The following is a 12,134-nucleotide window of genomic DNA, read 5'->3' on the forward strand; positions in this document are numbered from 1 at the left end:
GTATTCACTGAAATAATCGAGATGGCACAGGCTGTGCAATAGCGACGGTATCACCACCTCTAAGAACCGAGGAACGAGCAATGTCCGGAAAGATGAAAACGATGGATGGCAACGCAGCGGCAGCCTGGATCTCCTATGCCTTTACCGATGTCGCGGCGATTTACCCGATTACGCCCTCCACGCCGATGGCGGAAAACGTCGATGAGTGGGCCGCGGCGGGCAAAAAAAACCTGTTTGGTCAGCCGGTGCGTTTAATGGAGATGCAGTCGGAAGCAGGGGCGGCTGGCGCAGTCCACGGCGCGCTCCAGGCCGGAGCGCTCACCACCACCTACACCGCGTCGCAGGGATTGTTATTGATGATCCCTAATCTGTACAAAATCGCCGGTGAACTGTTACCCGGCGTATTTCACGTGAGTGCGAGGGCGCTGGCGACAAATGCGCTGAACATTTTTGGCGATCATCAGGATGTGATGGCTGTGCGCCAGTGCGGCTGCGCGATGCTGGCCGAGAGCAACGTTCAGCAGGTGATGGATCTCTCGGCGGTGGCGCATCTGTCGGCAATCAAAGGCCGCGTGCCGTTTATCAACTTTTTCGACGGGTTTCGTACTTCGCACGAGATCCAGAAAATCGAGGTGCTGGAGTATGACGAACTCGCTCTGCTGCTGGATAGCGATGCGCTGAACCGCTTTCGCCGCAATGCGCTTAACCCGGAACATCCGGTGATCCGCGGGACGGCGCAAAACCCGGATATCTACTTTCAGGCGCGCGAAGCGGCTAACCGCTATTACGATGCCTTGCCGGAAATTGTCGAAAACTATATGGCGGAAATCTTTGCGCTCACCGGGCGCGAATACCATTTGTTTGATTACTACGGCGCGCAAGATGCCGAACAAATTATTGTGGCGATGGGCTCCGTGTGCGACACCATTTCGGATGTCGTGGACGCGCTTTGCGATAGCGGCGAAAAAGTCGGTCTGCTGACGGTGCATCTGTTTAGACCGTTTTCACTGGCGCATTTCTTCGCCCGGATCCCTTCAAGCGTGAAACGCATTGCGGTGCTCGATCGCACCAAAGAGCCCGGTGCGCAGGCCGAGCCGTTATGCCTGGATGTGAAAAACGCCTTTTACCACCACGATAACGCGCCGTTAATTGTCGGCGGTCGCTACGGGCTGGGCGGTAAAGATGTGCTGCCGGGGGATATCGTCTCAGTGTTTGAAAACCTGAAAAAACCGCTGCCAAAAGATGGCTTTACGCTGGGTATTTTTGACGACATCACCCACACCTCGCTGCCGGTGCCTGCGTATGACGTGCAGGTTTCACGCGAGGGGATAACCGCCTGTAAATTCTGGGGGCTGGGATCGGATGGCACCGTCAGCGCCAATAAGAGCGCGATTAAGATAATCGGTGACAACACGCCGATGTATGCGCAAGCCTATTTTGCCTATGACTCGAAAAAATCGGGCGGCATTACCGTGTCGCATCTGCGTTTTGGCGAACGGCCCATCACCTCGCCGTATCTGATCAATAAAGCCGATTTTATTGCCTGCTCTCAGCAATCGTATGTCGATAAATATGATCTGCTGGAGGGGTTAAACCCCGGCGGGACATTTCTGCTCAACTGTACCTGGTTTGGCGAAGAGCTGGAGGCGCGGCTGCCCAACGCGATGAAACGCTACATTGCGCGCCAGGGGATCCGTTTTTATACCCTCAACGCGGTGGATATCGCCCGCAGGCTGGGGCTGGGCGGGCGCTTTAATATGCTGATGCAGGCGGCGTTTTTTAAACTGGCGGGCATTATCGAACCCCAAACAGCGTCGGGTTATCTGAAGCAGGCCGTGGAGAAATCTTACGGGCGCAAAGGCCAGAAAGTGGTGGATATGAACAATGCCGCTATCGATCTTGGCATGGAAGCGCTGCAGGAAGTGATGGTGCCGGAGCGCTGGGCGTGGCTGGAAGATAATGTCAGCGAAGATACGCGCCTGATGCCGGATTTTATTCGCGATATTCTTGAGCCAATGAATCGCCAGTGCGGCGACAAACTGCCGGTCAGCGCCTTTATTGGCCGGGAAGATGGCACGTTTCCACCCGGCACCGCCGCCTGGGAGAAACGCGGTATCGCCATGCAGGTGCCGGTCTGGAACCCTGAAGGTTGCACCCAGTGCAATCAATGTGCGTTTATTTGCCCGCATGCGGCGGTGCGCCCGGCGCTGCTGGATGAGGCCGAGCGGCAAGCCGCGCCGCCTGCGCTGTTGAGCAAACCTGCGCAGGGGGCGAACGGGTATGAATACCATCTGGCGATTTCGCCGCTGGATTGCTCCGGGTGCGGTAACTGCGCGGATATCTGTCCGGCGAAAGGCAAGGCGCTGACCATGCAGCCGCTGGAGAGCCAGCAGGCGATGGTTCCTGTCTGGGATCATGCGGTAGGCCTATCGCCCAAAGCCAATCCCTTTAGCAAAACGACTGTCAAAGGCAGCCAGTTTGAGACGCCGTTGCTGGAGTTTTCCGGCGCGTGTGCCGGGTGCGGAGAGACGCCGTATGCGCGGCTGGTCACGCAACTGTTTGGCGACCGCATGATGATCGCTAATGCTACAGGTTGCTCGTCAATCTGGGGTGCCAGCGCGCCGTCCATTCCGTGGACGACAAACCATAAAGGCCAGGGACCGGCGTGGGCGAACTCGTTATTTGAAGATAACGCCGAGTATGGCCTTGGCATGATGCTGGGCGGTCGCGCATTACGCGAACAGATCGCCAGCGATGCGCGAAACGCGCTGGCGTTACCGCTTGGCGCAGACCTTGAGCAGGCGCTGCGCCAGTGGCTGGAACATAAAGATCTCGGCGACGGGACGCAGGCACGCGCCGGGCAGCTTAGCGCGTTACTTGAACAGCAGAAGGGCGATGACCCGCTGCTCAACCGGCTCTATCAAAACCGCGACTATTTCGCCAAGCGCTCGCAATGGATTTTTGGCGGCGACGGCTGGGCGTATGACATTGGCTTTGGCGGGCTGGATCATGTGCTGGCCTCCGGCGAGGACGTCAATATTCTGGTGTTTGATACCGAGGTTTACTCCAATACCGGCGGGCAGTCGTCGAAATCGACACCCGCGGCGGCCATCGCCAGATTTGCCGCTGAAGGCAAGCGTACGCGCAAAAAAGATCTCGGCATGATGGCGGTTAACTACGGCAATGTGTACGTCGCGCAGGTGGCGATGGGCGCGGATAAAGCCCAGACATTGCGGGCGATTGCCGAGGCGGAAGCCTGGCCGGGACCGTCGCTGGTGATTGCCTATGCTGCGTGCATCAACCACGGGTTAAAAACCGGTATGGGATGCAGTATGCGTGAGGCGAAACGGGCGGTTGACGCGGGCTACTGGCATTTATGGCGCCATAACCCGCAACTGCTGGCAAAAGGGAAAAATCCGTTTATTCTCGACTCCGACGAGCCAGAAGAGGATTTTCGTGAGTTTCTGCTTGGCGAAGTGCGCTATGCCTCGCTCGAGCGCATCTCACCTTCACTGGCTGAGCAGCTGTTTGCGCAAACTGAACAGGATGCGAAGCAGCGTTTTGCCCAGTATCAGCGGCTGGCGGGAGAGTAAGACGATGAAGCCTGGCGGCGCAGCGACCGGGCTGATATACATCCGCAGAAGATATTGCGGATAAGCTCTTTCTGCCAGCGGCGTTATGAATGGCGACCCGATCATTCTCACTACGCTGGCAGAACAGATTGACAGGCCGAAGGGGCGTTTCAATACTGAACAGGAACCCTCTACCGGAACTGTTTATGAACGACAAAACCCCGCCCGCGTTTGTGATCCGCAATTTTAATCATATTGAAATGGAAAATTTCGTGCGCCCGCCGCTGTATGAATCGCTCGGCGGCTCGCTGACCAAAGGCACTCTCGCCAGTAAACTCGGCGCGTCGGTCGATATTGTGCCGCCCGGCAAACGCGCCTGTCCGTTTCATCTCCATCATGCGCAGGAAGAGATGTTTATTGTGCTGAACGGCAACGGTACGTTGCGCATCGGCGATGAAGAGCGGCCCATCCAGGAAGGGGATGTTATCTGCATTCCGCCAGGCAAAGCGTGGCCGCACCAGATTATTAATACCTCCGATCAACCGCTGCGTTATCTCTCGATTAGCACTATGGAAAGCCCGGAAATCTGCGAATACCCGGATGCGGATAAATTTCTGGCGAAAGCGCACAGCCACGGGCGCGAAGATTTTCGCCAGCTCAATTTTCGCGGTGAGAACGTGGATTACTGGGAAGGCGAACCGTGAAAGTTATCGCCCATGCAGAGAAAACCGGCGCATGGGTGATGCCCGCTACAGGCTGACAAAATGGCTAACCCGGCTATCATCGCGCAGTTCGTGTATGAGAAGCGCAGGCGGATCGCTTGCCGCCGGGATGTGCTGAGCATTGATCATCAGCGGGTTCGCCGGGCAGATGGAGCCGCAAAGATACGCCGGGATACCGGCAAAGGTGGCGGACATCGCGCGGTGGACGTGGCCGGCGCACAGCGCCAGCGGCGGGTGCGGTAAGCGCGCCAGCAGTTGTGCCAGCGCTTCGCCGCCCTCGCACATGGCGTTATCCAGCGGGGTAATGCCGCTCGGAAAAAGATGCTGGTGCAAAAAGATCATTGCCGGTTGCGGCTGCGCGCGTAGCGCCGCTTCCAGCCAGTGCAGATGCGGGCGGATATCGCCCCGGCTTTCACCGCTTACGGTCACATCCACGCCAATCACCGGCACGTTATTTATGTACTCATGAAAATGCAGCGCGTCATGCGCAGCGCGGTGAGCAAAAGCAGCCAGATTTTTACACATCACGGTTTTATCATCGGCATTGCCGGGCAGGATCAGCGAGCGGCACGCCAGACGCTGTAAGGCGCTGTCAATGGCGCGATAGCCCACACCCCAGCCGTCATCGGTTAAATCGCCGCTCACCACCAGCAGATCGGGTTTGAGCTCAAGCAACCAGTCGATGGCGCGGTGCAGGCGCTGAAGGTTGTCATTATCCGGTGCAGCATGAATATCGCTCAGTTGGGCAATCAGCATTCTCTCTCCGCTTTATCCGTTTTCACCGTCAAAGCGTAGCCTAAGCACGCCCACTGTAGAAACGGCATAAGTGATTGCATCAGACGGTGTGGTATTAGGCTCCGGCGACTGGGATCCGCCAGACGGCGGGCGCGATTTCCGCTGGATCTGCACACCGGGCAGTTACTTGACAGCTGATCGTTACAGTGCGGCTTCGTTGGCCTCGCGGATAGCGGCGATAAATGCGTTTAACGTCGCCGGTATTTGCCGGTGACCGGAATAATAAAGGCATAAACCTGCAATCGGCGGGCTGAACGGCGACAGCACCTGTTGCGCCAGCCCGCTGTCGATGGCTTCGCGGGCATAGGGTTCCGGGACATAAGCAATGCCTAAGCCTTTTACCACCGCCTCGACTATCAGCGCGCTGTTATCAAGGCATAAATTGCCGGGTACGTTGAGCGTGAGCGGTTTGCCATGTTGCATAAACTCCCAGCGATAGCGTTTTCCGCTCGGCAAACGCTGGGCGATACAGCGATGCTGCAAAAGATCTGCCGGGCTTTGCGGTATACCTGCGCTGTTCAGATACTGCGGTGAGGCGATGGCGATAAAGCGGATTGGCCCGCCGAAGGGCACCGCAATCATATCGAGTGGTACTGCTTCTGCCAGCCGCACGCCCGCATCAAACCCGTCGGCGACGATATCCACCAGTCGACCTTCGGTCACGATATCCAGCACCACCCGCGGGTGTGCCTGTAAAAAACCATCAACCACGTGCGCCAGCAGCCAGCGCGCGCCGCCTTCATTGGCGTTGATGCGCAGCGTGCCGTGCAGCTCCTGCGGGCGAAAGCGGGTGGCATCCAGCGCCGTATCTAACTGGTTGAGCAGGGGATCAATGCGCTGCAATAACGCCGCGCCTTCTTCTGTCAACGAGACACTGCGGGTCGTGCGATGTAACAAGCGCACGCCTAGCTGGCTTTCCAGCCCGCGCATGGCGTGGCTCAGCGAGGAACGCGACACCCCCAGTTCATTGGCGGCTCGTTGAAAGCTACGGTGCTGTGCGACCAGCAGGAACGCTTTTAAATCTGCGAGACTGACATTTTTCATTGTTGAATATTTTTCACCGCTGCATGCCGATTGGTGCGTCTTATCATAGCAGCGCCGGTTGCTTACGCTATCCACTCACCGGAAAACATGTGGAGGTATTTATGATGACATGGCTGATCACTGGCGCTTCGTCCGGGCTGGGATTATTGATGACGCAAACGTTGCTGGCGCGCGGCGACCGCGTGGTGGCCTGCGCGCGGCGCGCGGATGCGCTGAGTGCATTACAGGCGCAATATACGTCGCGGCTGCACGTTAGCTGTTTTGATATGACCGATAGCGCCGCACTGCGCAGTGAAGTGGACGCCGCGTTTACCGCTTTTGGTGTGATTGAACGGGTGGTAAGCAACGCCGGATACGGCTTGTTTGGCGCGGCGGAAGAGGTGAGCGATGCGCAAATTGACCGGCAGATCGCTACCAATCTTACCGGCTCCATTCAGTTAGTGCGTGCCGTGTTGCCGTGGCTGCGTGCGCAGCGCGGCGGGCGAATTGTGCAGGTCTCTTCGGAAGGCGGTCAGGTGGCGTACCCCAATTTCAGCCTTTACCATGCCAGCAAATGGGGTATTGAAGGCTTTCTGGAATCGGTGGCGCAGGAGGTGAAACCGTTTGGTGTCGATATTGTGATTGCCGAACCCGGCCCAACGCAAACCGGTTTCGGTGCCGGGCTCGATCACGCCACGCCGCTCGCCGTCTATGACGATACGCCTGCGGGCAAGGTGCGCCGGGGGATCGCCAGTGGCAGTTTTGACATAAAAGGCGATGCGCAGCGCACCGTGGATGCGATTATCGCGACGGCAGACGCCCCCGAGCCGCCGTTCCGGGTGCCACTGGGCAGCCTTGCCTGGGAGCACCTGGTGGCCTCGCTCCGCACCCGATTAGCGGAAATTGAGCGCCAGCGCGATGTGGCGTATTCAGCCGACAGGGATTAAAACGACAGCAGCGGTTTGGCTATCCGGCCTGGCGTCTGGTACAGCGTGATAGCCTGTTGCCACTGCTGAAAATCAACCTGCATGACCTCGCTAACAGGCGTTGTGCGCAGTCGCTCCCAGAGCGAGCAAAACGCCTGCTGCCAGCCATCTGCCGTCATTGCGTCGAGATAGTTCCGCACGTGGAACCAGTGGACCGCGGGTAAGCGCTGGCGAATGCTGAATGGCTGTCCGGAGAGCAAACCGTAGCTGATAAATTGCCCCGTTTTCGGCATTGATTGCAGCAGCGTTTCCGCCAGTGAGCCGCCGGTGGCGTCATAGATAACGCCGGCTTTACCCGCCGCCTGTTTGATGGCAGCGATCTCCGTATCGGCCAGCGCTTTCACGCCGCAGGCCGCCAGGCGGCTGGCGTGGATGGCGGAGCGATAAATGCCGGTCACGCTTTTCGCCCCCTGAAGCCTGGCCCACTGCGCAAGGTAACCGGCGCAGCCAGATCCCGCCGCAGTGACCAGCACATGTTGGCCGTGAGCCGGGTAATGTTCCAGCATCATCTGTGCGGCCAGCGGGTTGATGTAGGCGCGGGCGGCGAGCGTATCGTCAATATCATCCGGCACCGGCACAGCCAGTTCCGCCGGGCAATCCACATACTGCTGCCAGGTGCCCTGACCGCGCAGCGCCAACACACGTTTGCCCAGCAGCTGCGCGTCTGAGCCAGACGTTTCTGTTACCACGCCCACGCCTTCATAACCCGCGATAGCGGGCAGGGTGATACGGTGGCTGTAGGCGCCGGTGACCGGGATCAAATCCGAGGCGTTCAACGGCGCAAGGCGCATTTTGACGCGAACCTGTCCTGCCGGAAGCGCTGCCAGCGCGGTGGTTTCAGCTTGCAGAACAGTCTGCGGTTCACCGAAACTTCTGTACACTAACGCGGTGTTATACATGATGCCCACTCGTGATGTTGCTCTGTCTGAACAAGGATTATACCTATGTTTTTCCCAGTGAAATCAATCTGTTCTTTACTGTTGTTGAGCGCCTTTGCCGCCAGCGCCGCCAATATTGATAACGCCACGCTGACGGCGGTGGCCCGCCTGCAGGAAGAGCACTTAGGCGCGCGCATCGGCATTGCGGTGGTGGATACCGCCAGCGGTGAGACGGTGAGCTACCGGGGCGATGAGCGTTTTCCGCTAAACAGCACCCACAAAGCGCTGCTGTGCGGTGCGGTGCTGAGCAAGGTCGACAAAGGTGAACTGGCGTTAAATGAGACCACCCAGTTTGCGCAAAGCGAGCTGGTTGCCTATTCGCCGGTAACCAGCAAGTTTGTTGCGCCTTCATCGATGAGCTGGCAGCAACTGTGCAGCGCAGCAATCACTGAAAGTGACAACACGGCGGCAAATCTGCTGGCGAAGAAGCTCGGCGGTCCGGCTGCGGTGACGCGTTTCCTTGCTGATTCAGGTGACAGTGTCACGCGACTCGATCGCGCGGAACCCGAACTGAACAGCGCCATACCGGGCGATTTACGTGATACCACCACGCCGCTTGCCGTCAGCCACACGCTGCAAAAGCTGACGCTTGGCGAGGTATTAACGCCGCGTTCGCGTGCGCAACTGGTGCAGTGGATGAAAGAGGATAAAGTCGCTGATGCGTTGTTGCGTTCCACATTGCCAAAAGGCTGGGTTATTGGCGATAAAACCGGGGCGGGCGGATATGGTTCGCGGTCGATTATCAGTATTGTCTGGCCGAAAAAAGGCGCGCCTCGTATTGTATCTATTTATATAACGGATACAAAAGCGACAATCGCGCAAAGTAATGACGCCATTGCCCGCATCGGTAAAGCCATATTCAGCGCGACGAAGTAATAAAAAGGGCAGAGAGAAAAATCTCTGCCACTAATTTTAGTTAAATAAGTATCTGCCCCAAATTACCCGCAAAAATAACCATAAATGGATAATGGTTAAGTGTTGAGAATATCCTTATAATCTCCGTCCCTTTTCATGTCTTAAGTTTAAGCTGGAGGACAAATGGAGCTCAACCGGAGGCAGTTCTTTCGGATCTGCGCGGGCGGTCTGGCAGGAAGCACTGTCGCATCTCTCGGATTTTTATCTTCTTTTTCCGTTCACGCGGAAACCCGTCAATATAAACTCTTAAAAGCAAAAGAGACGCGAAATAACTGCACCTATTGTTCAGTCGGCTGCGGCATGCTGATGTACAGCCTCGGTGATAATGCGAAAAATGTCAGTGAAAGTATTTATCACATTGAAGGCGACGCCGATCATCCGGTGAGCCGGGGTTCATTGTGCCCAAAAGGCGCTGGCGTTCTGGACTATATTCACAGCGAAAATCGTTTATTACATCCGCAATATCGCGCGCCGGGTTCAGATAAATGGCAGCGAATTAGCTGGGATGAAGCAATTGATAAAATTGCGCGGTTAATGAAAAAAGATCGCGATGAAAACTTTATTGAAAAAAATGCGCAGGGCGTAACGGTCAATCGCTGGACCACCACCGGTATGCTCTGTTCTTCCGCCGCCAGTAATGAGACCGGGATCCTTGACGGCAAATTTACCCGCGCGCTGGGCATGGTGGCGATCGACTGCCAGGCGCGTTTGTGCCACGGCCCGACCGTTTCCGCACTGGCACCGACCTTTGGTCGCGGCGCGATGACCAACAACTGGGTGGACATCAAAAACGCCAACGTGGTGCTGATCATGGGCGGTAATGCCGCTGAAGCGCACCCGGTCGGCTTTAAGTGGGTGGTAGAAGCACAAACCAAAAACGACGCCACCGTAATGGTCGTCGATCCGCGTTTTAACCGCAGTGCGGCAGTGGCCGATTTCTATGCGCCGATCCGCGCCGGTTCCGATACCGCGTTCCTGCTTGGCGCGATCCGCTATCTGATTGAACATGACCAGATCCAGCATGAATATGTGCGTCATTACACCAATGCCAGCCTGATTATTCGCGAGGATTACGCGTTTAACGACGGCCTGTTCAGCGGCTATGACGCACAAAAACGCCAGTACGACAAATCCAGTTGGTTCTACCAACTCGACGCTCAGGGCAATGCGCTGCGCGACGAGACGCTGAGCCATCCGCGCTGCGTGTGGAACTTGCTCAAAGCCCACGTTGCGCGCTATACGCCGGAAATGGTCAGCCGCCTGTGCGGCACCACGGTGAAAGATTTCACCCATGTTTGCTCGGTGCTCGGCAGCACCAGTGTCCCGAATCGCACCGCCACCATTCTTTATGCGCTGGGCTGGACGCACCACTCGGCCGGGGCGCAGATCATTCGTGCGGCGGGGATGCTGCAACTGCTGCTCGGTAATATCGGCATGGCGGGCGGCGGCGTGAACGCGCTGCGCGGTCACTCGAATATTCAGGGTTATACCGACTTAGGTTTGCTGTCGACCAACCTGCCGGGTTATATGCCCTTACCCTCGGAAAAACAGCCGGATTACCAGACCTATATTTCACAGATCACGCCGCCGTCACTGGGGGTGAACGAAGTGAACTACTGGCAGAACACGCCGAAGTTTTTCATCAGCATGATGAAGAGCTTCTGGGGCGATCGCGCCACGGTGGAGAACAACTGGGGTTATGACTGGCTGCCGAAATGGGATCGTCTCTACGATGTGATGACCCAGGCCGAGCTGATGCTCGAAGGTAAAATCAACGGTTATATCGTGCAGGGGTTCAACCCGCTGGCGGCCTTCCCGGATAAGAACAAGTCATCACGCGCGCTGGCGAAACTGAAATACATGGTGGTTATCGATCCGCTGGCGACCGAATCCTCCACCTTCTGGCAGAACCATGGTGAGATGAACGACGTCAATCCGGCGGAGATCCAGACCGAAGTATTCCGTCTGCCATCCTCCTGCTTTGCTGAAGAGGACGGTTCCATCGCCAACTCCGGGCGCTGGTTACAGTGGCACTGGGCCGCCGCCGAGCCGCCGGGAGAAGCGTTGCACGACGCCAAAATCCTGGGCCGCCTGTTTATGCGCCTGCGCGAGCTGTATCAGGCCGAAGGCGGAGCCAACCCGGAACCGCTGCTGAACATGTCCTGGGATTATAACGATCCGTACGATCCGCATCCGGAAGAAGTCGCCCGCGAAGCCAACGGAAAAGCGCTGCGCGATCTGTATGACGACAAAGGCACGTTGATTGCCAGAAAAGGCGAGCAGTTAAGCAGCTTTGCGCAACTGCGCGATGACGGCTCCACCAGCAGCTTCTGCTGGGTGTATTGCGGTAGCTGGACGGAGCGCGGTAACCAGATGGCGAATCGTGATAACAGCGATCCGTACGGGCTGGGCTGCACGCCGGGCTGGGCGTGGTCGTGGCCGGCGAACCGACGTATTCTTTACAACCGCGCCTCTGCCGATCCGGCGGGAAAACCGTGGGATGCGAAACGTGCGCTGCTGCACTGGGATGGTCAGCGCTGGACAGGCATGGACGTTGCCGACTACAGCCAGGCCGCGCCAGGCAGCAATGTCGGGCCGTTCATCATGAACCCGGAAGGGGTGGCGCGCCTGTTCTCCATCGACAAGATGAACGACGGCCCGTTCCCGGAACACTACGAGCCGATTGAATCGCCGATTGGCACCAACCCGCTGCACCCGGAAGTGGTTTCCAGCCCGGTGGCGCGTATTTTTGCTGCCGACAACGCCAATATGGGCAAAGCAGATGCCTTCCCGTATGTCGCCACCACCTACTCAATAACCGAGCTGTTCCGCCACTGGACGAAACATGCCCGCCTTAACGCTATCGCACAGCCGGATCAGTTTGTGGAGATTGGCGAAGCGCTGGCCAAAGAGAAGGGCATTCTCGCCGGAGACGACGTGAAAGTGATGTCGAAACGCGGTTTTATCAAAGCCAAAGCGGTGGTGACCAAACGCTTGCAGACGCTGACTATCGACGGGCGCAGCATCGATACCGTCGGCATTCCGTGCCACTGGGGTTTTGAAGGGGCCACGCGCAAAGGCTTCCTTGCTAACACGCTGACGCCGTCTGTTGGCGACGCTAACTCGCAGACGCCGGAATACAAGGCGTTTTTGGTCAATATTGAGAAGGCGTAAGGAAGCGAA

8 protein-coding genes are annotated in these 12,134 nt (G+C 57.4%); 5 read left to right on the forward strand and 3 right to left on the reverse strand.

From position 1 onward, the window contains the following. Positions 1-80: 80 nt before the first annotated feature. Positions 81-3,593, forward strand: a complete 3,513-nt coding sequence (nifJ, locus tag ACFX4U_RS01985; RefSeq protein ID WP_313506988.1) for a pyruvate:ferredoxin (flavodoxin) oxidoreductase — start codon at positions 81-83, stop codon at positions 3,591-3,593. A gap of 185 nt (positions 3,594-3,778) precedes the next feature. After that, complete coding sequence (locus ACFX4U_RS01990; protein ID WP_305736130.1) at positions 3,779-4,276, forward strand: cupin domain-containing protein; 498 nt, start codon at positions 3,779-3,781, stop codon at positions 4,274-4,276. A gap of 45 nt (positions 4,277-4,321) precedes the next feature. Here the strand turns inward: ACFX4U_RS01990 and ACFX4U_RS01995 are convergent, their stop codons facing one another. Together ACFX4U_RS01995 and ACFX4U_RS02000 are read right to left on the reverse strand one after the other, a co-directional pair. Next, positions 4,322-5,050, reverse strand: coding sequence for a metallophosphoesterase (locus ACFX4U_RS01995; protein WP_313506987.1), 729 nt, complete (start codon positions 5,048-5,050; stop codon positions 4,322-4,324). A gap of 180 nt (positions 5,051-5,230) precedes the next feature. After that, positions 5,231-6,133: a LysR family transcriptional regulator gene (locus tag ACFX4U_RS02000; RefSeq protein WP_313506986.1), complete on the reverse strand. Its 903-nt coding sequence runs from the start codon at positions 6,131-6,133 to the stop codon at positions 5,231-5,233. Positions 6,134-6,234: 101 nt separating this feature from the next. Between ACFX4U_RS02000 and ACFX4U_RS02005 the strand changes: the two genes are divergently transcribed. Then, entirely contained in the window at positions 6,235-7,059 is an 825-nt protein-coding gene (locus tag ACFX4U_RS02005; RefSeq protein ID WP_313506984.1) for an SDR family oxidoreductase, read from the forward strand. Here the strand turns inward: ACFX4U_RS02005 and ACFX4U_RS02010 are convergent. Next, positions 7,056-7,997, reverse strand: a complete 942-nt coding sequence (locus tag ACFX4U_RS02010) for a zinc-dependent alcohol dehydrogenase family protein (RefSeq protein WP_313506983.1) — start codon at positions 7,995-7,997, stop codon at positions 7,056-7,058. The genes ACFX4U_RS02005 and ACFX4U_RS02010 overlap by 4 nt on opposite strands. Positions 7,998-8,042: 45 nt before the next feature. Here ACFX4U_RS02010 and bla point away from each other — a divergent pair, with 45 nt between their 5' ends. Both bla and fdnG read left to right on the forward strand, forming a co-directional pair. Further along, positions 8,043-8,912 (forward strand): class A beta-lactamase, encoded by an 870-nt coding sequence (gene bla, locus ACFX4U_RS02015; protein WP_313506982.1) that lies wholly within the window; start codon positions 8,043-8,045, stop codon positions 8,910-8,912. A gap of 162 nt (positions 8,913-9,074) precedes the next feature. After that, positions 9,075-12,125: a formate dehydrogenase-N subunit alpha gene (gene fdnG, locus ACFX4U_RS02020; RefSeq protein WP_313506980.1), complete on the forward strand. Its 3,051-nt coding sequence runs from the start codon at positions 9,075-9,077 to the stop codon at positions 12,123-12,125. Positions 12,126-12,134 lie beyond the last annotated feature (9 nt).

The organism is Kosakonia sp. YIM B13588, assembly GCF_042788165.1.
GTDB lineage: Bacteria > Pseudomonadota > Gammaproteobacteria > Enterobacterales > Enterobacteriaceae > Kosakonia > Kosakonia sacchari.